Origin of the sequence: Mitsuokella sp. AF21-1AC (assembly GCF_003458855.1) — a bacterium.
In the GTDB taxonomy this organism is placed as follows: domain Bacteria; phylum Bacillota; class Negativicutes; order Selenomonadales; family Selenomonadaceae; genus Mitsuokella.
Window position 1 is genome coordinate 1 of the sequence record NZ_QRVW01000036.1, and the last position, 21,633, is coordinate 21,633.

General features: G+C 56.1%; 24 protein-coding genes, 1 tRNA gene and 1 riboswitch. Of the genes, 1 reads left to right on the top strand and 24 read right to left on the bottom strand.

The annotated features are described in order from the left end of the window. Positions 1–69: 69 nt before the first annotated feature. Complete coding sequence (locus tag DWX75_RS10795) at positions 70–714, bottom strand: transcriptional regulator (protein WP_118016344.1); 645 nt, start codon at positions 712–714, stop codon at positions 70–72. A 211-nt stretch (positions 715–925) separates the two neighbouring features. Beyond that, positions 926–1,001 (bottom strand) — tRNA-Ala (locus DWX75_RS10800). Positions 1,002–1,238: 237 nt separating this feature from the next. On the opposite strand from DWX75_RS10800, the gene DWX75_RS10805 reads away from it, so the two are divergent. Next, the gene (locus tag DWX75_RS10805; RefSeq protein ID WP_118016324.1) at positions 1,239–2,303 is read left to right on the top strand and encodes an AI-2E family transporter; all 1,065 of its coding nucleotides are present in this window, start codon (positions 1,239–1,241) and stop codon (positions 2,301–2,303) included. A gap of 74 nt (positions 2,304–2,377) precedes the next feature. Here DWX75_RS10805 and DWX75_RS10810 read toward each other — a convergent pair whose 3' ends face one another. From DWX75_RS10810 to DWX75_RS10915, 22 genes are all read right to left on the bottom strand, one after another. Beyond that, on the bottom strand, positions 2,378–2,728 hold the full coding sequence (locus DWX75_RS10810) for a YezD family protein (protein WP_118016325.1): 351 nt from the start codon (positions 2,726–2,728) through the stop codon (positions 2,378–2,380). Positions 2,729–2,972: 244 nt separating this feature from the next. Beyond that, on the bottom strand, positions 2,973–3,353 hold the full coding sequence (locus DWX75_RS10815) for a universal stress protein (protein WP_118016326.1): 381 nt from the start codon (positions 3,351–3,353) through the stop codon (positions 2,973–2,975). 118 nt (positions 3,354–3,471) lie between these two features. Further along, positions 3,472–4,779, bottom strand: a complete 1,308-nt coding sequence (gene thiC / locus DWX75_RS10820; protein WP_118016327.1) for a phosphomethylpyrimidine synthase ThiC — start codon at positions 4,777–4,779, stop codon at positions 3,472–3,474. Positions 4,780–4,825: 46 nt separating this feature from the next. Further along, a riboswitch (TPP riboswitch) is annotated at positions 4,826–4,922 on the bottom strand. Between the two features lie 79 nt (positions 4,923–5,001). After that, positions 5,002–5,652: a Flp family type IVb pilin gene (locus DWX75_RS10825; protein ID WP_118016328.1), complete on the bottom strand. Its 651-nt coding sequence runs from the start codon at positions 5,650–5,652 to the stop codon at positions 5,002–5,004. A 163-nt stretch (positions 5,653–5,815) separates the two neighbouring features. Beyond that, positions 5,816–6,046, bottom strand: coding sequence for a glutaredoxin domain-containing protein (locus DWX75_RS10830; protein WP_118016329.1), 231 nt, complete (start codon positions 6,044–6,046; stop codon positions 5,816–5,818). A 56-nt stretch (positions 6,047–6,102) separates the two neighbouring features. Next, on the bottom strand, positions 6,103–7,035 hold the full coding sequence (locus DWX75_RS10835; RefSeq protein ID WP_118016330.1) for an NAD(P)/FAD-dependent oxidoreductase: 933 nt from the start codon (positions 7,033–7,035) through the stop codon (positions 6,103–6,105). Between the two features lie 149 nt (positions 7,036–7,184). After that, the gene (locus DWX75_RS10840) at positions 7,185–7,832 is read right to left on the bottom strand and encodes an NAD(P)H-binding protein (RefSeq protein ID WP_118016331.1); all 648 of its coding nucleotides are present in this window, start codon (positions 7,830–7,832) and stop codon (positions 7,185–7,187) included. 86 nt (positions 7,833–7,918) lie between these two features. Further along, positions 7,919–9,103 (bottom strand): pyridoxal phosphate-dependent aminotransferase, encoded by a 1,185-nt coding sequence (locus tag DWX75_RS10845; protein WP_118016332.1) that lies wholly within the window; start codon positions 9,101–9,103, stop codon positions 7,919–7,921. A gap of 163 nt (positions 9,104–9,266) precedes the next feature. Then, a complete protein-coding gene (locus DWX75_RS10850) occupies positions 9,267–9,755 on the bottom strand; it encodes an Lrp/AsnC family transcriptional regulator (RefSeq protein WP_118016333.1) in 489 nt (162 codons plus the stop codon). A gap of 29 nt (positions 9,756–9,784) precedes the next feature. Continuing rightward, the gene (locus DWX75_RS10855) at positions 9,785–10,243 is read right to left on the bottom strand and encodes an AsnC family transcriptional regulator (RefSeq protein WP_118016334.1); all 459 of its coding nucleotides are present in this window, start codon (positions 10,241–10,243) and stop codon (positions 9,785–9,787) included. Positions 10,244–10,386: 143 nt separating this feature from the next. Continuing rightward, positions 10,387–11,025 (bottom strand): ribosome biogenesis GTP-binding protein YihA/YsxC, encoded by a 639-nt coding sequence (gene yihA, locus DWX75_RS10860; RefSeq protein ID WP_118016335.1) that lies wholly within the window; start codon positions 11,023–11,025, stop codon positions 10,387–10,389. Between the two features lie 65 nt (positions 11,026–11,090). Then, a complete protein-coding gene (gene lon / locus DWX75_RS10865) occupies positions 11,091–13,415 on the bottom strand; it encodes an endopeptidase La (protein WP_118016336.1) in 2,325 nt (774 codons plus the stop codon). Positions 13,416–13,497: 82 nt separating this feature from the next. After that, entirely contained in the window at positions 13,498–14,763 is a 1,266-nt protein-coding gene (gene clpX / locus DWX75_RS10870; protein ID WP_118016337.1) for an ATP-dependent Clp protease ATP-binding subunit ClpX, read from the bottom strand. Positions 14,764–14,774: 11 nt separating this feature from the next. Next, positions 14,775–15,386 carry an ATP-dependent Clp endopeptidase proteolytic subunit ClpP gene (gene clpP, locus DWX75_RS10875; protein WP_118016338.1) on the bottom strand — a complete coding sequence of 204 codons (612 nt, stop codon included), beginning with the start codon at positions 15,384–15,386 and terminating at the stop codon, positions 14,775–14,777. A 25-nt stretch (positions 15,387–15,411) separates the two neighbouring features. After that, a complete protein-coding gene (gene tig / locus DWX75_RS10880) occupies positions 15,412–16,701 on the bottom strand; it encodes a trigger factor (protein ID WP_118016339.1) in 1,290 nt (429 codons plus the stop codon). Positions 16,702–16,860: 159 nt separating this feature from the next. Further along, the gene (locus DWX75_RS10885) at positions 16,861–17,463 is read right to left on the bottom strand and encodes a GerMN domain-containing protein (RefSeq protein WP_369974350.1); all 603 of its coding nucleotides are present in this window, start codon (positions 17,461–17,463) and stop codon (positions 16,861–16,863) included. 21 nt (positions 17,464–17,484) lie between these two features. Beyond that, positions 17,485–18,555 (bottom strand): N-acetylmuramoyl-L-alanine amidase, encoded by a 1,071-nt coding sequence (locus tag DWX75_RS10890; protein WP_233519582.1) that lies wholly within the window; start codon positions 18,553–18,555, stop codon positions 17,485–17,487. Positions 18,556–18,572: 17 nt separating this feature from the next. Then, positions 18,573–18,773, bottom strand: coding sequence for a DUF3006 domain-containing protein (locus tag DWX75_RS10895; protein ID WP_118016340.1), 201 nt, complete (start codon positions 18,771–18,773; stop codon positions 18,573–18,575). Further along, positions 18,770–19,777 (bottom strand): ComEC/Rec2 family competence protein, encoded by a 1,008-nt coding sequence (locus DWX75_RS10900; RefSeq protein ID WP_118016341.1) that lies wholly within the window; start codon positions 19,775–19,777, stop codon positions 18,770–18,772. The genes DWX75_RS10895 and DWX75_RS10900 overlap by 4 nt, the downstream gene beginning before the upstream one ends. Before the next feature lie 72 nt (positions 19,778–19,849). After that, entirely contained in the window at positions 19,850–20,662 is an 813-nt protein-coding gene (locus DWX75_RS10905; RefSeq protein WP_118016342.1) for an HAD family hydrolase, read from the bottom strand. Next, entirely contained in the window at positions 20,659–20,856 is a 198-nt protein-coding gene (locus DWX75_RS10910; protein WP_118016343.1) for a hypothetical protein, read from the bottom strand. The genes DWX75_RS10905 and DWX75_RS10910 overlap by 4 nt, the downstream gene beginning before the upstream one ends. Before the next feature lie 113 nt (positions 20,857–20,969). Continuing rightward, positions 20,970–21,584, bottom strand: a complete 615-nt coding sequence (locus tag DWX75_RS10915; protein WP_199497604.1) for a hypothetical protein — start codon at positions 21,582–21,584, stop codon at positions 20,970–20,972. Positions 21,585–21,633: the final 49 nt, after the last annotated feature.

Genomic DNA, 21,633 nt, shown 5'->3' on the forward strand with positions numbered 1-21,633 from the left:
ATGCGATTTTATTGTGCTTCAAAAAGCTGTAAACTGCTGTATAAAATATTATATAGCAAAGGTAAAAATTTAACACCCTGCGGTCTGTTCTTTTTTGCGAAGTTCGTCTAGGTAGCTGTAAACCGTGACTTTCGTGATGCCCAGACGCTTGGCGACCTGCTCGATACTGCCCTTCACCTGAAAGATGCCTCGCTTTTCCATAAAGCGTATCTTCTCCATGCGTTCTTCCCGGGTCAGCAGTCTCACATCACAACCATCCAGGATATTATTCACGAGTGACATGACCATATCTTCGACCCGGCTGACTTTTTTATCATCAGGCGCGACCGAAGGTACTGTCGGTTTGGGCATCAAAGATTGCAAAAATGCTATCTGCTGTTGGATTTTAGTCGTGTCCAGATTGATGCACATCGCGCCAATCAGACGATCTTCTTCATCGCGGATAAACAGCGAGGAGGAACGGATCAAGCGTCCGTGCTTATGGAAATAATCATTGACCGCATAATCCTGTTCCGTTCCATCCGCCTGCATGACCTCCCGCACCAGATGTTCGATGCCTTGCCCAATACGGCGCCCGGTCACCTGACCATTGGCTACATAAACCACCGAATGTTCCGGAACGGCAAGATCGTGCAGGACAACTTCACAATCCTCTCCAAACGTCGCCACCAGCATATCCGCTAGTGGAATATACCGTTTCAGCAATGGATGCATGGCCTTCACCTTTCCTTTCTGCTTTATTTTTATTATAGAATATTTTATTCTAATAATCAATGTGTATAAAAAAATATATGCCCTCTGTAACATGGCTAATAAAAACTATACATAAATGAGCACACTGTTTTCACCGGCATAATAGTGGGCATAAATACAAAAATAGGACTAGTCGGAATCACTAAGATTCTTTCTAGTCCTTTGTTTTCAATGGTGGAGACAAGGAGGATCGAACTCCTGACCTCTTGCATGCCATGCAAGCGCTCTCCCAGCTGAGCTATGCCCCCGAATATATTTTGTTTGTCGTTTCGCTTAACGACAGGTATTATTATACGGTACTATGCGGATATTGTCAACACACTTTTTAAAAATAAATCCATTTTTTCACCCGCTTCTGCCATGCGGCATTTCCCCTGCTTTTACCCGAGGTAACGATGTGATATAATTTTGATGGACTCATCGTGCGGCCCACACAGCGGCCGCCATCCATCTGCTGATACCGTATTCGAAAAAGGAACTGTACTATGCACCTAAAGACTTATCGAACTTCCATCCTGCTGGGCATCACCTTCACGATCCTTCTGTCAACGTTCTGGTTTCTGCCGCAGCTCGCCTTTATCATCTTCATCTCGATGCTCCTGCAGCTTCTCCTGACGCCGCTCGTCGACCGGCTCGAACATAAACTGAACCGCGGGCTTGCGGCAGCCATCGTGCTCATCGGCTTCGTACTAGTGGCCGCCGGGCTGCTCGTGCTGGTGTCGAGCACCTTCATCCCGACATTTACACGCTTCGTCACCGATTTCCCACAGATTACCGAGAAGCTGCAAGAAGCACCATTCCTGCAGAATAATGCCTATCTGACGAATGAACTCGACCAGCTCTGGGAGGAGCTCAAGACGGCGAGTGTCGATGCTCTGAAGTCCTCGCTGACCATCCTGCTGTCGATCTTCAATAAATTCATCGACATGGTCATCATCTTCTTCGTGACATTCTACCTGCTGAAGGACGGCGACGACATCAAGGCGTACTGCGCGAGCCTGTTCCCACGGCGCGATTACAGCCGCGTGCTCGCGCTCTTCAACCGCATCCTGTCCTCGTTGCGCATCTACATCTGCAGTCAGCTCGTCATCTGCTCCATCACGGCCACGATTGTCCTGATTTATTACACCGCGCGCGACCTGCCGTATGCATCGGTCTTCGCCATGGTGTCGGGCATCAGCGAATTCGTTCCGGTGCTCGGCCCGACTGTCGCTTCGGCCTTCGGTGTCCTGCTGACGGCCACGGTCGATCCCTGGATTGCCGTGCAGACGGCCGGCTTCTACCTGATTCTGACGCAGCTCAACCACAACATCGTCTATCCGACGCTCATCGGCAAATCGCTCGACCTGCATCCTGTGGCCATCATCCTCGGCATCGTGCTCGGCGGTGAGTTGCTCGGCCCGGCCGGCATGTTCCTCGCCGTACCATTCATCGTCATCTGCAAACTCGTCATTGAGGATATCTACAAGGACCGTCAGGAAACCCAGAAACGCCTCAAGACGTCGCGCTGGCTCAGCAAGACGCACGGCGACGACAACACCAAAAACTGAACCGGAACCGTCTCACACGAAAAAAGGACTGCCATGCCGCAGTCCTTTTTATTATTCTGGAAAACCAGCCGGCCTCAGATGCCTTCGCCGTCGAGGCCCGTGAAGCGCTGCTTCTCCGTGCGTTCGATCTGCAGCAGCCGCCCGTGACGGATGACGAGCACGAGTTTGCCGTACTGCAGCAGGCCGAATTCCTTGCGGATACGCGCGGCAATCTCCTGCAGGGCCGCCGGCGAATACGGACACGTCCCTGAGCCAGTATCCTGCCAGCAATCCAGGCGCCGTTTCTCATTCCACTCCACCTGCATGAGCACGCCATCCTGAGCCACGAGGATGATTTCCCCGTAACAGATGTTCCTGAGTCCATGAAGGATGTATTCCATAGCAAGCGCTGGGATTTCCCCTGGCTGCAGTTTACGGCCTGCCATTCTGATCGCCTCTTCTTTCTATCGGTGATTAAAAGCATACTAAACAAATATGTTTAACTATAATATATTTATGATACTATAGGAAAATCCGTTTGTCAAGAACTGCCCTTTACAAAAAACCGCTAGAAACATATACACATAGCGACTGCGAACCCTTTTTGTGCACAAAAAGGCTGCCGCACGAAATACGAATGCTTCGTGCGGCAGCCCTATGCCTCATACATGGATACCGGCTGTCACAAACTCATTTGATGACCATGACCGGGATTGGCGATTCTTCGACGACCTTCTGACTGACGCTGCCGATCAGCGCGCCTTTGAACAGCCCCAGGCCGCGGCTGCCCATGATGATGAGATCGCTGTGCTCCTCACCTGCCACGCGCAGGATGGCCTTCGGGATATTGCCCGTCTCGACATGCTTCGAGGCCTTGATGTCATCCGGCAGTTTCTCCCAGATGCGGTCGAAGACGATATGACTCGGGATGTCCTTATTGATGTTGCTGGCTACATAGACAAAGTCGAGATCTGCCTTGCACTTCTCCGCAAAGAAGATTGCCTCATCTACTGCTTTGCAGCCATTGACCGAACCATCAACCGGTACAAGGATTTTCTGTATCTTCCCCATAATAAAACCTCCAATCTAGGTTTGATTTCATTTTACAAGGAATATTTCGAGCCAGAGCGGTCAAAATCCTTCTTCCCGCCGATGTTTTTTGCAGAATTTCCTGAAAAGCTCCGCTTGCTCAGTCCTGGCACGGGCAGTCCGGCTTGTCAAAGTACTTGTTGATGATCTCCACGGCACAGTAATCGCCGCACATCGAGCAGGCACCTTCATCAGCGGGGTTGCGCGCACCACGTTTCTTCTTGGCAAGGTCCGGGTCGATGGCGAGTTCCATCTGACGATTCCAGTCGAGTACCTTGCGGGCTTTCGCCATCTCGCGGTCCCATTCGCGCGCACCCGGTACGCCGCGCACGAGGTCGGCGGCATGGGCAGCGATGCGGCTCGTAATGACGCCCGTGTGGACATCCTCGATCGTCGGCAGGGCCAGATGCTCCGCCGGCGTCACGTAACAGAGGAAGTCCGCTCCCGAGACGGCCGCAAGCGTGCCGCCGATGGCCGCGGTGATGTGGTCGTAGCCCGGCGCAATATCCGTGACGAGGGGGCCGAGGACATAGAACGGCGCATGGCGGCAGAGGCGTTTCTCCAGCTTCATGTTCGCCTCAATCTGGTCGTAGGGAACATGGCCCGGCCCTTCGACCATGACCTGGACACCGCGTTTCCAGGCGCGGTCGACAAGCTCGCCAAGCGTGATGAGCTCCGTGAGCTGGCCGCGGTCCGTAGCATCAGCCGTGCAGCCCGGACGCATGCCGTCGCCGAGGCTGATCGTCACATCGTATTTCTCGCAGATGTCGAGGATATCGTCGTAATGCTCGTAGAGCGGGTTCTCCATCTCGTTGTGGAGCATCCAGCCGGCGATGAAGGAACCGCCGCGGCTCACGATGTCCATGATGCGGCCCTGGCGGCGCATGCGCTCGATGGCGCTGCGCGTGACGCCGCAGTGGAGCGTCATGAAGTCCGCGCCGTCCTTGGCCTGCTGCTCGATCGTCTCGAGGATGTCGTCATCCGTCATCTCGACAACGGCGCCGTGTTCGCGGATGGAGCGCACCGTTGCCTGATAGAGCGGCACGGTGCCGACCATGATGGGTGAATGCTCGATGATGCGCTGACGCGAAAGGTCGATGTTGTTGCCCGTCGAGAGGTCCATGACGGCATCGGCGCCGCAGCGCACGGCTTCGTCAAGCTTCTCGAGTTCCGGCTCGATGTCCGGGAAGGTGCTCGACGTGCCGATATTGGCGTTGACCTTGACGCGCAGGCCCTCGCCGACGCCGCGCGGGCGCAGGTTCTTGTGGTTGATGTTGGCGCAGATGGCAATCGTGCCGTTGGCCACGCGTTCGCGGATGGTTTCCACCGGAATCTTCTCTTCCTCGGCCACGATCTTCATGGCATCGGTGATGCGGCCTTCACGGGCCTGCTGCATTTGTGTCGACATGGCTATTCCTCCTAAAAATAAAAGCCGCCCGGCGTACCGGACGGCAAAATTTGCTTTGTCACTTCCCTACGCAGGTATTACCCCAACAGGTTCCAAGGGTCGGAAAATCCTCTCAGCCGCAAGCGGCTCCCCTAGTGAAATCGTCATATTGTGTTTGTTCTTGTTTATTGTAGCAAAAGGATGAAAAAATAGCAAGCACTTCCTGCCTCGTCCTTAAGTCAATTATTTATTGGTCGTCCATGAAATATTATATTCCGTACCATCTTTTCCATAAGTTTGGTTCATATATGTTGTATTTTTATAGTTGCTATTGCCAACACCACTGGAAGATTGCTCCTGACCCGTATAATAATGTGAAATATACGAGCCATTCCCCAACGATTCGATACGAACACCAATCCAGCCGCCTTCCTGACCGACATTCATTTCATATTCTTTAAGCGAAGTCGCATTCCAAATTCCTGTAAATCTAGTGTAATCTTTACCATCGATTTTTACACCAGGTTTTCCACTCGAACCACCATTTGTTGCATATTTGTGTCCATAGTCTGAATTGACTTCTTGTTGAACATCAATCTCTACCCAGTTCCCCGCAGCAATTTCAATTCTTCCATTCTTGATAGCTTGACGCAGTGCATCGTCCAACGTTTTCTGCAAGCGTTTCTGCTTGGCTTCATTCGAACCATCGATGGCATTGCTGATGGTCGTAGACACATTAAAAAATGCTTCTCCAATGGCATCCGCCAGGCCGCCGTTGGCAAAGATTGCCGCGGCCACGCCGACCACGAAGGCCAGTATCAGCGCATACTCGACAATGCCCTGAGCCGCCTGGTCCCGGAGCTTCCTGCCAGGTCCCTTGAAAATCCTGCTCATATCTTCTACCTCTATCGTCTTGCCCCTCTCATCTATCGAGCAAATGTTTTCGCTTTCATAACTCTCTATTCATTATACGGTATCCGGACACCTTTTGCACTGAAAATTTGGAGCAGCAGAAAAACCGGCTGACGAGCAGCCGGTGACAGGAAGGGATATGGTATCAGAGTCCGAGCAGAGCGTCGAGCTTGGCTTTATCGAAGCTCACGACGAAATCCTTGCCGTTGACGGTTGTGACTGGCACGATGAGGTCGCCGGAGATCTTGTAGCATTCATCGCGGTCCTTATCGCTGAGCTCGATGTTGTGCTCCTCAAACTCCACATGACGGGATTTGAGATATTTCTTGACCTTATCGCACCAGGGGCAGGTCGTGATCGAATAAACTTTTACCATAAGAGAACACTCCTTATCTGAAATCAAATATTTTACATGGAAGGACGGGAAACGGCTCAATCCTCAAGCTGGCGAATGTAGCGCTCAGCCAGCAGGGCAGCCGTCGTGCCATCAGCCGCAGCCGTCGTGAGCTGGCGGATTTCCTTCTCGCGCACATCGCCGGCAGCGAAGACGCCCGGGATTTCCGTGCGGCAGTCCTCGCCGGCAGGGATGCGGCCGCTCTCCGTCAGGCGAATCTGCCCGCGGAAGAGTTCGGTATTCGGCACGACGCCGATGTTGACAAAAATCGCATCGACCGGCAGTTCCTCGCTCTTGCCCGTATCCTTGTGCAGAACCTGAATGGACTCGAGGCGTTTCTCACCGGCAAGCGCCGTGATTTCCGTCTGCAGCATGACCGTGACGGCGGGATTGGCATAGAGGCGTTTCTGAGACACCTCATCAGCCCGGAGCTCCGAGCGGTGGATGAGATAAAGTTTCTTCGCATAGCGCGTCAGATAGTTGGCCGCATCGACGGCTGCATTACCGCCGCCCATCACGACGATTACCTTATCCTGATACATATGGCCATCGCAGAGCTCACAGTAATGGATGCCGCGGTCCTCATAGCGTGCGGCCTCCGGCAGCGGCATCTTGCGGCGCTTCATGCCCGTGGCCAGGATGACCGTTTTGGCCTCGTAGATATGTTCTTCCGTCTCGACGATTTTGGGGACAGACGCGAGATTCACGCGCTTCACGAGGTCAAATTCATCGACCACAACGCCGACGGCCTCGGCCTGTGCCTGTACCGTCGCCATGAGGTCACCGCCCTTGACGCTCATGAAGCCCGGATAATTCTCAATACCCGTGGCATTGGCAATCTGCCCGCCCACAAGCTCATTCTCGAGCACGATCGTACTGAGATTCGAGCGACCTGCATAGAGCGCCGCCGTCAGCCCGGCCATGCCCGCACCGATGATTACTACGTCTTTTGCTACTGTTTCCTTTGCCATTCCAATCCCTCCCGCTGTCGCGTTCCTTGCTTTGTTGACTTCATTGTATCAGAAAGACCACTTTGTCTCCGTTACTCGGTCACAAAGTGGCCAAAAAGTCAAAATTTCCGAGAACAAGGCTGTCCAAGTAGTTGGAGCATTCTCCGCGCTCAGGCAAAGGAGCGGATTTCCTGCCCGGTAATGCGCTGCACACCCTGTTTCTCTTCGGCGCCGACATTGGCCATGCACGAAGCGACGACTTCCGTAGAGATGGGCGCCATGTTCTTCACGAGGCCAATGGCATTCAGGCCTTGGATGGCCTTGACGGAAACCGTCTCCATGAGCCGCTTGGCATGCTTGCGGATAAGCGACGGCGGCTCGATGATCGTGAGCGCCGAAAAGCCCAGGGCCTCCATATCGCGTTCTACCTCGCCCTTGAGCCGCAGGTAGAAAAAGCGTGAGGACGGGTCCGCGCCGACCGAAGAGACGAGCACCATATGTCTGATGCCGTATTTTTTGGCAAAGCGAGCGAACATCATCTGGTAGTCGTAATCCACATGGCGCTGTGCCACCGTCGAGCCCGCCTGCTTGCGCGAGGTGCCGAGCGCCGAGAAGATAACGTCGCCTTTGACGAGGTCCTGCCAGCCTTCGGGCTTCTCAAAATCCACCACATAGGAGCGAAGCTTGTGGGCGGGGTCCTCCGCACGCACTTCACGGCGCGTAAAGGTGCGCACTTCATCGTAACGTTTGTCCCGGAGCAGGAGATCCAGAAGGTCCCTGCCTACGGCGCCGGTTGCGCCGACAATGACTGCTTTCATAAATCATTTCCCCTCACAAAAAGCCGGCACAGGGGCGTGCCGGCTTTTTCATACGTCCAATGATTGTCTGGGTATCGCAGCCGCAATCAGCGGTATTCAGCGGCCAGCTTCTTGAAGAGCGGCAGCGAACGCTCGATCGTCGAGGTCTTGATACAGTATGCTGCGCGGAAGTAGCCGGGGCAGCCGAAATCCGTGCCCGGCACGAGCAGGAGGTCGTATTTCTTCGCGCGCTCACAGAAGGCGTAATCGTCCTCTTCGAGGGCCTTCGGGAACAGGTAGAAGGCACCCTGCGGCTTCACGCACGTAAAACCGGCATCGATGAGGCCCTGGTAGAGCAGCTGGCCGTTCTTGACGTACGTCGAGATATCCGACGGCTGACCGGCACAGCGTGCAACGACGAGCTGCCAGAGTGACGGCGCATTGACGTGCGTCAGCACGCGGGCGGCACCGGCGATGGCACCATAGACGGCGCCGAAATCAGCAACCTCGTCCGGCACGACGATGTAGCCGATGCGTTCGCCCGGCAGCGAGAACGATTTGCTGTACGAATAGCATACGAGCGTATTCTTGTAATACTTCGGGATGTACGGCACCGTATAGCCTTCATAGGCAATCTCGCGATACGGCTCATCGGAGATGATGAAGATCGGATGACCGTATTCCTTTTCTTTGACTGCGAGGATTTCGGACAGGCGCTGGATTGTCGCCTCGGAGTAAACGGCACCGCTCGGATTGTTCGGCGAATTGACGATGACGGCCTTCGTGTGCGGCGTCAGGCGCTTTTCGAATTCATCGAAGCGGATCTGGAAGTCGTCGACCTTCGCCGGCACGACGACGAGCTTGCCGCCCACGGATTCCACGAAGCAGCGGTACTCCGGGAAAAACGGCGCAAACGTGATGAATTCGTCGCCTTCTTCGCAAAGGGCCTTGAAGCAGATTGTGATGGCCGCTGCCGCGCCGGCTGTCAGAAAGAGATTGTGCCCGTCGAACTTCGTGCCGAAACGCTCGTTGATGCTCTTGGCCAGCGCTTCTCGGGCCTGCGGGTTGCCCGGTGCGATCGTGTAGCCGTGCACAGCCTCCGGCGGCATGTTCGTCAGGATGTCGATAGCTGCTTCCTTGACGTATTCCGGCGTGGGCACGTTCGGGTTGCCCAGGCTGAAGTCAAAGATATTCTCCTCGCCGACCTCGGCAGCCCGCTTGCGGCCGAATTCAAAGATTGTACGGATGGTCGATTTCTTCGTCCCCAGTTCATACATCTTTTCCGATACCATAGTATTACCACCTTTATGCGTATTCCAATTCATGATAGACATTGCTCTTTTCAGTCAGAACATATTTTACATTTTAACACATCGTTGTCATAAAAAAAAGGAGAATGTGCCGATGATGGCAGCATTCCCGTATAAAAGAGTAAAGCATATGGTTATGAGAGCATTAATCCGTAAAATAACGCATCGACGTCTTCTTCCACTCTTTCTTGGAGTAAAGCATCGCACGCTTCGTCACGCCTGTTTCTTCCGACAGACGCTTGACGATGGCTTCACATTCCTCGCGGCTGTGGCCATGGACCATCGTGTAGAGGTTGTAGGGCCAGTCCGGCGCCGTATTGCGGTCGTAGCAATGGGATACGGACGGGCTCTTCGCCATCTTTGCCGCGACCTCATCGAGGCGTTCAGGCGGCTCGACCTGCCAAGCCACGAGGACATTTGACGCGAAGCCGACCTCGCGGTGACGCAGGACAGCGCCCATCTTGCGGATCTTGTGTTCCGCCTCGAGCACCCTGATGCGCTCGAGGAAAAGCTCCTCGGAGATGCCGATGGAGTCGGCCAGCGCCTTGTAGGGTTCCGCCACGAGCGGGAACTCCCCCTGCAGGGCACGGACAATCTGCTTGTCCAATTCTGTCATTGCAACATCTTCTGCCATGATTTGACCCGGTTCCTTCCTCGTCTGCATCAAGCCAGCTTGAACTGGACATTGATCTTGTACTTCTTATTGGCCTTAAGGTTCAGCATGCCGTGAACACCGGGCAGGGCCCGGACTTCCGACAGGATCCTCTGCTCGCGGTCCATGCCCGGCGTCAGGAGCGTGAACCAGAGGTTGTAGCGGCCCTCGCGCTCGTAATTATGCGTGGCGCCGGGGTAGCGGTTGATGGCCTCAGCCACCGACTCCATGCAGGACGGATCGACGCGCAGGGCGACGAGCGTCCCCTTGTAGCCCAGCTGATTGGAATTGAAGAAGGTGCCGATGCGGCGCAGATACCCTTCCTTCTTTAAATGGTTCAGCCGCTCGATGACGACCTGTTCCTCCGTGCCCAGCTTTTCCGCCAGGGCCGCGAAGGGACGGCTGCAGACGGGCAGATTCCCCTGCAGCTGATTGAGTAATGCTTTGTCAAACGACGTCAGTTCTGTCATGGTGTTTCTCTCCCTTGATATTCCTGCCTGTGGACAAGATTGTTCCCGCTCACGGAGCGAATCACAGAAACCGTACAACAATGCGACAATGCGGCTCCGCCCTCCTGCTCGAAAACGTGAACCGCATTCATATTTCCGTATCTTTATTGTACCAGAACATCCCGTATAACGTCAAGTAAATCTGAACGCCCTTCATTTTTCAGGGAAGAATACGGCAGGATGGATAGTTCCTTGACGCCGAGTGCCCGGCGGATGGCCGCAATCTGCTTCTGACGCACGTTCTTGCCAATCTTGTCGGCCTTGGTCGCCACGATGAGCACGGGGATGTTGTGCGCGACGAGCCACTTAAACATCTCGATATCGGAGGCCATCGGATCGTGGCGGATATCGATGAGCTGGCAGACAAACTGCAGGCGCGGCGAGGTCAACAGGTATTCATTGATGAATTTCGCCCAGATTTTGCGGCGTTCCTTGCCTGTTTTGGCGTAGCCGTAGCCCGGCAGGTCGACGAGATAGAAGGATTTGCGCTCCTCCTCCCCATCGAGCTTGGCCGTCAGCTCAAAGAAATTGATGGTCTGCGTCTTGCCCGGCTGTCCCGAGACGCGTGCAAGCCCCCGCACGCGCGTCAGCGAGTTGATAAGCGAGGATTTGCCGACGTTCGAACGGCCGATGAAGACGATTTCCGGCAGTTCCTTTTCGGGGTACTGTTCTTTCTTGACGGCAGAGGCCACGTACTTGCCCTGCGTGATGATGACGGATTCCTTGGCGGATTCCTTTTCCATATCTGTCACTTCCTTTCCTGTAAAAAGCCCTCTCCGCAGCGGCGGAGAAGGCTCTCTTCACTTCTTCACTTCTTTGCTTCTTCCGGACAGAGCGCCGTCTTCAGCACCTCGTCCATATGCTCGACAGGCACGAACTCGAGTTTCGTGCGGACATTCTTAGGGATGTCCTCGATGTCGCGTTCGTTCTCCTTCGGCAGGATGATGGTCTTCATGCCCTCGCGATAAGCGGCCAGTACCTTTTCCTTGAGGCCGCCGATGGGCAGCACATTGCCGCGCAGCGTGATTTCGCCCGTCATGGCGACATCGCTGCGGACCTTGCGGCCCGTCAGGGCCGAGATCATGGCCGTCGCCATCGTGATGCCGGCCGACGGGCCATCCTTCGGCACGGCGCCCTCCGGCAGGTGGATGTGAATATCATCCTTCTCGTAGAAATCCGGCTTGAGGCCGAGTTTCTCCGCGCGGCTGCGGATGTAGGAGAGGCCGGCCTGTGCCGATTCCTGCATGACATCGCCGAGCTGGCCCGTGAGGATCAGCTTGCCCTTGCCCGGCAGCACCGTCACCTCAGTCGGCAGGATGTCGCCGCCGACCTCTGTCCAGGCCATGCCCGTCGCCACGCCGACCTGCGGCTTCTTCTCGGCCTTCGTCTCGAGGAATTTGATGCGGCCGAGGAAATCCGTGAGGTTCTTCTTCGTCACCTGGATCGGCGTCTTCTGCCCCTCGACAATCCTGCGGGCAGCCTTGCGGCAGACCTGGCCGATGAGGCGTTCGAGCTCGCGCACGCCCGATTCACGCGTGTAGCCTTCGATGATGGCCTGCAGGACGCCAGCTCCAAAGTGGATGTCCTTGCCCGAAAGACCGTTTTCGCGGCGCTGACGTGCGACAAGATAGCGCTTGGCAATCTCGAGCTTCTCATATTCCGTATAACTCGACAGTATGATGATTTCCATGCGGTCGCGCAGCGGACGCGGGATATTGCCGAGGTCGTTGGCCGTAACAATCCAGAAGACCTTGGAGAGGTCAAACGGGATGTCGATGTAGTGATCGCTGAAAGTCGAATTCTGTGCGGGGTCGAGCACCTCGAGCAGAGCCGACGACGGGTCGCCGTTGTAATCCATGACGAGCTTATCGACCTCATCGAGCAGGAAGACCGGATTGCGCGTGCCGGCCGTGCGGATGCCCTCGATGATGCGCCCGGGCATGGCACCGATGTAGGTACGGCGATGTCCGCGAATCTCGGCTTCATCGCGCACGCCGCCGAGCGAGGCGCGAATGAACTTGCGGCCGGTCGCCCGGGCCACCGAGGCGGCCAGCGAGGTCTTGCCGACGCCCGGCGGGCCGACGAGGCAGAGGATGGGTGCGCTCTTGTCCTTGGCGAGCTGATGGACAGCCAGGTAATCGAGGATGCGGTCCTTGACCTTCTTGAGGCCGTAATGGTCGTGGTCGAGGATCTTCGCGGCTTTCTCGATATTGACATTGTCGCGCGATTCCTTCTTCCAGGGCAGTTCGAGCAGCCATTCGACGTAGTTGCGGATCACGCTCGTCTCAGCGTTCATGTTGTTCATGCCCTCGAGACGGTGCAGCTCCTTCTCGACGGCCTCGTGCACGCGCTCCGGGTAATGGCCCTTCTTGAGCATCTCGCGATAGGCGTCGACTTCGTCTTCCATGTCATTCGGCTCGCCGAGTTCCTTGCGGATGGCCTTGATCTGTTCGCGCAGGTAGTAATCGCGCTGGACTTTATCCATCTGCTTGCGCACCTGGACGTTGATCTTCATCTCCATGCGCAGGATCACGAGTTCACGCGCGAGGACCTCGTAGAGCTTTTCAAGGCGTGCCTTGACGTCGATGCAGGAGAGCAGTTCCTGGCGCGTCTCGAGCTTGAGGTTCAGGTGGCTGGCGATGAGATCGGCCAGGCGGCCGGCGTCGTCGATGATGGCGACGGAGACGAGCGTCTCTTCTGGAATCTTTTTCGAGAGCTTGACCCATTCCTCGAATTCATGCACGACGGCCCGCGTCAGGGCCTCCATCTGCATCGAGGAGTCGATCGGGTCCGTGTAGACCTCGACCTCGACTTCATCATACTGCTTCTGCTGGCGGTAGGTGATGATGCGCGCACGCTTCTCACCCTCGACGAGCACGCGGATCGTGCCGCCCGGCAGCTTGATGAGCTGGCGGACCTCCGCTACCGTGCCGACCTCGTAGAGGTCTTCGCGCACCGGCAGGTCCGTATCGGCGTCAATCTGTGCCGACAGCATGATCTTGCGGTCCTCGACCATGGCCTGCTCGAGGGCTGCCATGGAACGCTCGCGCCCAACGTCCAGATGGATGATCATATAGGGAAATACCATCATGCCCCGCAGCGGGAGCAGTGGCAGGGTTTTCATCTCAGGCATATTACCCCTCCCTTTCCTGTGTTGTCAAAAATCTATAAAATACAAGGCGCTGCCGCAGCAGCGCCTTGTCTATGTAATCTGCTCAAGCAGATACTTCCTTGCCGTCCTTGGCCTTCTTGTCGATGGTCAAGACCGGGTCTTTCTTTGTCGTGACGACATCCTTCGTCACCCGGCAGGACGTCACACCTTCAATCGAAGGGACCTCATACATCACATTGCGCATGATGCCTTCGATGATGGAACGCAGGCCGCGGGCCCCCGTCTTGCGCTTGAGTGCCTCTTTGGCAATCTGACGCAGGGCATCATCGTCGAATGTCAGCTTGACGCCGTCCATCTCCAGCAGCTTTTGATACTGCTTGACGAGCGCGTTTTTCGGCTCGGTCAGGATGTTGACCAGCGCCTGTTCATCGAGCGCATCGAGCGTCACGACGACCGGCAGGCGGCCGATGAACTCCGGAATGAGCCCGCATTTCAAGAGATCTTCCGGCAGCACCTTGCGCAGCGTGTCGCCGATGTTCCTCTGACGCTTCGACTTGATGGGAGCGCCAAAGCCCATCTGTTTCTGTCCGAGACGCGATTCGATGATCTTGTCGATGCCGTCAAAAGCACCGCCGCAGATGAACAGGATGTTCGTCGTATCGATCTGGATGAGCTCCTGATGCGGATGCTTGCGGCCGCCCTGCGGCGGAACCGAAGCCGTCGTGCCTTCGAGGATCTTCAGGAGTGCCTGCTGGACACCTTCGCCCGAAACATCACGGGTGATTGAAGGATTCTCGGATTTACGCGCGATCTTGTCGATCTCATCGATGTAGATGATACCGCGTTCGGCTTTCTCCACATCGTAATCGGCTGCCTGAATGAGCTTCAGGAGGATGTTCTCGACATCCTCGCCGACATAGCCGGCCTCCGTGAGTGCCGTGGCGTCCGCGATGGCGAACGGCACATTCAGGATACGCGCGAGAGACTGGGCGAGCAGCGTCTTGCCGCTGCCGGTCGGGCCGAGCATCAGGATGTTCGACTTTGCAAGTTCCACATCCTCACTCTTGCCCTGTCCCATGTTGATGCGCTTGTAGTGGTTGTACACCGCGACGGAGAGCGTCTTTTTCGCTTCGTCCTGGCCGATGACGTACTGGTCCAGTATAGCGCGGATATCCTTCGGTTTCGGGACGTCCTTGAGTTCTACCTCCACATCGTCACTGAACTCTTCCTCGATGATTTCGTTGCAGAGTTCGATGCATTCATCGCAGATGTAGACGCCGGGACCGGCCACCAGCTTGCGCACCTGATCCTGGGTTTTGCCACAGAAGGAGCATTTGAGCTGACCTTTGTCATCCCCAAACTTCAACATGACATCACCTCTTACGCCTTGGCATCCGATTTCTTCGTCTTTTTCGGACGGGCAATCACTTCGTCGACCAGGCCATAGGCTTTTGCTTCCTGAGCCGTCATGAAGTTGTCGCGTTCCGTATCCTGCACGACCTGCTCACGATCCTTGCCCGTGGCATCGACGAGGATATCGTTGATGACTTCACGGATGCGCTGGATTTCGCGGGCCTGGATCTGGATGTCCGTGGACTGGCCCTGTGCGCCGCCGAGCGGCTGATGGATCATGATGCGCGCATTCGGCAGGGCATAGCGCTTGCCCTTGGCGCCGGCCGTCAGGAGCAGGGCGCCCATGCTGGCCGCCTGGCCGATGCAGATGGTCGATACATCCGGCTTGATGTACTGCATCGTGTCGAAAATGGCAAGGCCTGCCGTCACGACGCCGCCGGGGCTGTTGATGTACAGATGGATGTCCTTGTCCGGGTCTTCCGACTCGAGGAACAGCAGCTGTGCCACCACCGTGTTGGCGACGGCATCGTCGATGGGGCCGCCCAGGAAGATGATACGATCCTTCAAAAGACGCGAGTAAATGTCATACGCGCGCTCTCCCGTGTTGGAGCGCTCAACTACCATTGGTACGTAACTCATAGGAATCCTCCCTTATCAGGGATGCTTACTCAGCGATGTTATCGATGATGAACTGTGCCGTCTTCTTGCGAAGGACGGAAGCAGCCAGATCGCCAATGCGTCCCTGCTCCTTGATGATCTTCTGGACCTGCTTCGGCGTAGCGCCATAGGCAGCAGCCATAGCGGCAACCTCAGCATCCAGATCCTTTGCTTCTACTTTGATGTTCTCAGCCTTGGCAACTTCTTCGAGCATGAGATCCGTCTTGACGTTCTTCTCAGCCGTCTCACGATACTGCTCGCGGAGCTTGGCGATATCCGTGCCGGCATACTGCAGGTACTGCTCGAACTTCATGCCCTGCTGCTCGAGGCGCATAGCCATTTCCTGGATCATGGCCGTCACGCGGTTGTCGATCATGACAGCCGGGATGTCAACTGTGATGTTGTTCGTAGCCATCTCGATGGCAGCGCTCTTCTGATCGTTCTCAGCCGTGCGCTCAGCATTCTCCGTCAGGTTCTTGCGGATGTCAGCCTTGAGCTCATCGAGCGTCTGGAACGTGCTGACCTTCTTGGCGAGCTCGTCATCGATGGCCGGCAGCTCTTTCGTCTTGATGCTGCGGATCGTGCACTCGAACTTGGCATCCTTGCCAGCGAGTTCCTTTGCATGGTACTCTTCCGGGAACTTGACGTTCACTTCGCGCTCTTCGCCGATCTTTGCACCGATGAGCTGATCCTCGAAGCCCGGGATGAAGCTGTTGGAACCGATCTGCAGCGGATAATCTTTGCCTTCGCCGCCGGCAAAAGCCTCACCATCAACAAAGCCCTTGAAGTCGAGCGTCGTGAAGTCGCCGCTCTTGACCTCAGCGCCTTCCGGAGCATCGACGAGCTTGCCCTGACGATCCTGGAACGTCTTGAGCTGCTTCTCGACATCCTCGTCCGTGATGTTGACTTCAGCCTTCTCTACCTTCAGGCCCTTGTACTCGCCGAGCTTGACCTCCGGACGCGGCGTAACCGTAGCCTTGAAGACGAGATCCTTACCCTCTTCGAGCGTCACGATGTCGATGTTCGGGCGCGTAACCGGCTCGATCTTCTGCTCATCGAGTGCTTCCTGGAAAGCCTTCGGAGCAATGATGTCAAATGCTTCCTGCATGACGGCTTCCTTACCAACGTGGCGCTCTACGATCATGCGCGGAGCCTTGCCCTTGCGGAAACCCGGGATGCTCACACGGTTAGCGAGGCGCTTGCAAGCCTGATCTGCGGCCTTCTCTACCTTTGCTGCTTCTACTTCAATCGTCAGAGTAACCTGCTGGTTCTCTCCATTTTCAACCGTAACTTTCATTGTCTGAAATGACCTCCTGTATATCTGATTGCATAGATATTGGCCGATTCCGGCTATTCCAGCCTCAAAACATGCCATATGGATTTTATCATAACACAAAGTGCGCAGAAATACAAGGTTTCCCGCGCACTTGCAAGGTAAAAAGTCAAAAAATCAATATCACTTGAGCAAATCGTTCATGCGTGAAAGCGGCTGGCTGAGATCCATATGGCCAGCGAGCGTTTCCACGGATTTGCCCGCCACAAGAATCTGCACCTTCTTGACCTCAGGGAACTCCGTCAGCGTATCGACCACGGAGCCAACGAGCATCGTCTCGCCCGTGGATCCGCCCACGAAATTCTTGACGAGTTCCTGGCTGAAGTCCACCTTCGCAACGCCGTTTTCCACCTTGACGCTGCGCAGCTTCGCCTGCTTCGGGATGATGGCCGTCTGCCCCTTCTCCTTCGTGCCCTCGAGCAGCGAGTTCATGGCTGCCGTGTACTTGTCGGTCTTGCCGACCGTTACCTGGCGCTTCACGGCAATGAGCTTCGTGCCCTGCTCATTCGGATAGTAAACCTTGATGTCAAGCTTCTCTTCCTTCGCGCCGGAAGAAGCAGACGAGGACGACTTCGGGTTGCCCGCCGTCGCGCTGCTCTCCGACCGCGCGGCTGACGAAGAACCGTCATCTGCTCCCCTGGTGCTTGAGGAATTGCAGCCGGCGAGCAGCAGCAGCATGCCCGCGGCCACGGCCAGCAGTGCATAGCGCAGATAGTGTTTCATCATGAATTCATCTCCTTAGATCTCTCAACGTCCCTCGAAATAACGGCCGAATGCCCTGGCAATCGCCTTGGCAAGCTTTGCCTGATACGACGCATCGGCAAGCAGCGCCTCCTCATGGTCATTGGTGATGAAGCCGAGTTCCACGAGCGAAGCCGGCATGCTCGAATGCTTGATGACGTAGAAATTCGCCGTCTTGACGCCGCGGTTCAGAAGGCCGCCCGCCTGCTCGAGCTCCTCATTGAGGAGCGTGGCGAGGCGCTCGCCCTTCGATGAGCCGCTGTAATAATACGTTTCCATGCCATGCGCAGCCGGATTCGAGAAGGCATTGCAGTGGATGGAGAGGAAGAGCTCCGCACCCGGCGTGTATTCACCGACGTTGACACGGGCCTGGAGTTCCTGGCGGTCGCTGGCGTACGGGCCGTAAACGTCGCGGTCACTCGTGCGCGTCATCGTGACGCGGGCACCCGAGTTCTCGAGGATGGCATCGACCTTCTGCGCGACGCTCAGCGTCACCGAGGCCTCCGTGACACCGGTCGGGCCGACGGCACCCGTATCGCTGCCGCCGTGGCCCGGGTCGAGCACGATGACATGGCCGCGCACGCCGTCAACCTTGTCGGACGACGCGGCACGGCTCTGCGGGAAGATATCGATAACGAGACGGTTCGGCTTGCGTGCCTTGCGGTCTGCCGCTTCCTCATGGATCTTGTACGTGCCGTCGAGCACGGGATTCGTGAAGTCGATGCGGACCTGCGTGCGGCGCGATTCCAGCTCGTCGATGTGGATGGCCTTCGCGAGCTTGCTCTTGACCTTGTAATCGCTCTTGACCTTTCCCGGTTCCGTATTCTTGAGATCCAGGATCAGCTGCTTCTGCAGATACGTTTTCGTACTCGTCGTGTAAGAAATATTCGGGTTGTCAAAGCCGAGCTCGATGCGCAGGGTTTTTTCCCCATCCACGGTCGTTTCCGAAGTCTTGACGCTCTGCATGGTATGGACGGGTTCGCGGCGGGCGGCTTCGCCCATCTGCGGCACGAGCATGACGAGACACGCCACCCCCAGGAGCAGCAGTCCGCAAACATGGGATAACTTGGTAAACAAAAGGACTCCTCCTATTATTAATTCTTCATGAGGTCAAGCGCTTCCTGCTCAGCCTGCTCAGTCTTTTCCTTATCGAATGAAATATCCAGGCGCAGGTAATCGCCCTCATTGAGGCCCTCCGGCAGATACGCCCTGGGGAAATTCACCTTTTTCATGTCATCGCCGAGATACAGGACGGCGAAGTCGCCTTCGAAGCGGTCAAGATATGCGGAAATCACTGTGCATCACCTTCCTCTGCCTGGAGCTTGTATCCCTGTCCATCCGTCGTCACCGTGATGGTGCCGTTCTTATCCGTCTCGTAGACCTTGGCCTTCAGGACGGTTCCCTTGTCGTCCTTGACGAGTTTCGTCTTTTTCTGCTTGCCGTCGCGACGGTCGGTGTAATTGGGCTGACCGAGGAAACGGGCCAGCACATCGGTATGCGGGTGGCCGTAATCATTGCCCTGGCCGCACGAGATCAGCACGGCTTCCGGCCAGACCGCCTTGAGATAGGCAACAGAGGAACTCGTGCTGCTGCCGTGATGCGGGGCCTTCAGAATCGTGCTCTTGAGTTCACTGGCATTCGTCTTCAGGATCTGTTCCTCGACCGGCGTCTCCGCATCACCCGTGAAGAGCATCGAGAAGCTGCCATACGTCAGGCGGCCGACGATGGATTCGTTGTTCGGATCATGCTTGTAGCCCTTCTGTGCCCCTTTCTGCTGGAGTTCCTCCGTCGGATAAAACACCTTGAACGAAACGCCGCCGCCAAAGTCCAGCACATCTCCGGCCTTGAGTGCCTGATACGGGATATTCTTGGCCTTCAGGGCCTTGCGGTACGACAGATAGAGCTTCGACGTCGACGGCATGCCATTGTCGTAAACGGCGCCGACCTGATAATCCTTGAGCAGAACATCCATGCCGCCGATGTGATCGGCATGCGGATGCGTCAGGATGACCTTGTCGATTTTCTTGACGCCGGCCTTGTCGAGCTCGCGCTTGAGCTTGTCGCGCTCATCGACATCACTCGTATCGATGAGCACCGTCTGCTCCGGCGTCTCGATGAGGATGGAATCCCCCTGGCCGACGTTGAGCATCTTGATCGTGACCGCTTTGCCCGCCTGTGCCGGCGACGAGGACGGCGCAGAAGACGAGGCCCTGCCCGCCGTATTCGTCTGGCCGCAGCCCGTAAGGACCGCAACGGCCAGCATCAGGATTCCCAGTATCATTCCAATTCGCTTGCGCATCAAAAAGCCTCCCTTAATTATTGATGCTTTCTTATAAAATCCCTTGGAATCCACATTCCAGGGGAAAGCTTCTTAAGCCAGTACATAACGGCTGATGCCGACGGCCACGCCATCCTCCTCGACAGACGGCACGACATGGTCTGCCAGTTTCTTGAGGGCTGGGCGCGCATTGCCCATGACGAGGCTCGTGCCCACCGTTTCCATCATCTCGATGTCATTGAGCCCGTCGCCGAAGGCATAACTGTTCTCCACCGGAATGCCGAGATGCGATAGCGCATGCCGGATCCCGGAGCCCTTCGTGACATCCGATGCATAGAGCTCCATATTCTTCTTGTGATACGGGTCCATGAGGCCCGTAAGCCCCGGCCAGGCCAGAAGCTTCTCGAAGAGCCCGTGCCCGCCCGGATCCTCCGAGGCAAATTCGAGCTTGGCCACCTCGATCTCGTCAAGATCGAAATCACGGACGAATCGCGTCACATCGACATCGATGCTGCGATAGAAATTCTCGGTCAGCTGGAATCCCGGCCGCAGATAGACGTGCTGTGCTCCTTCAAGGATGTATTCGACGCCATGAGCCTCCGAGGCCGCGACGATTTCACGCACCGTTTTCTTCGGCAGCGGCTGCTCGTAGATGGTCTTGCCGTCCAGCAGCACGACCGCGCCGTTCATGAGCACATAGCCGTCAAACAGCCCCTCCTGCGTGAGTTCCAGGTCCAGGTAGTCATAGGGACGGCCGCTCGCGATGAATGTGGCATTGCCCGCCGCGCGCAGTGCGCGAATGGCCTCCCTGACCGCCGGCTGGATGGTCGTCTGCCCCGTCATGATGTTGATGAGCGTCCCGTCGATATCAAAGAAAACGGCTTTTTTCATTCGCTTGTTCGTCATGATCCCTGACCTTTCCGATAGTAGATGTAGCAGCGCACCAGGAGCAGGACAAACCACACAGCAAACGTGACAAGAAGGATCTTGTCCACGAGCAGCAGATGCGAGAAGTCCGTCCGGTACAGAATGTAGAGTGCGGCCATGCCGATGAAGACATCAAACGGCTTGATGGCCTGTTTCAGCCAGTCCCAGTTCAATGAAAAGACCCCAATCTCAATAAAAATCCATAGAATACACGCTTCTATAGTACTAGAGATTGGAGTCGTATTCAAGTGCTTTTCTCGGTGCGAACCGATGAAAAGCACGGCTGTTAACGGTAGTTGAGATCGCGCGTGCCGTTGCGGATTTCCTCAGAAACCGGCAGGCTTGCCTCGTAGCGGCGGATGATGACATTCGTCGTCAGGACGCCGGCAAGCAGCACGATGGCCACGAGCAGGAGCACGCGGGCCGTCGAATTGTCGCTGTCGCCGTCATCCGAGAACAGGCCGCCGAGTCCCTGCTGGACGCTGTCGAGCGCCGGACCGAAGCTCTGGATGGCGTTGTACGTGTTGTACGCCTGTGCGAACGTATTCCAGCCGGCCACGCCGAGATTCGACAGGGACTTGTCACGCGCAAAGGCAATCCACGACTGGATCGTGATGAAGATGCCCGAGCCGATGAGCGGCACAATGATCAGCAGGTAGATGAGATTCATCATAACGCCGAGCATCGCAGCCGGCAGATAGCCCGTCTGCACGGCGATGTAGCCGACGACGATGGCATAGACGAACGTGAAGCCCGCGGCCGACTGGATGGCACCGCACCAGGCCAAGAGGCGGATCCAGCCGCCGACGGCCTTCGACTCCGCCCAGACGCGCCCGACGTTGCGGGCATTGAGGAAACTGATGACAAGGTTGACGCCGAGTAAAAGAATCAGCATCATCATGATTATCACTCCCTATATAATCTTCATTAATCTCTTGAATGCTCCGTTT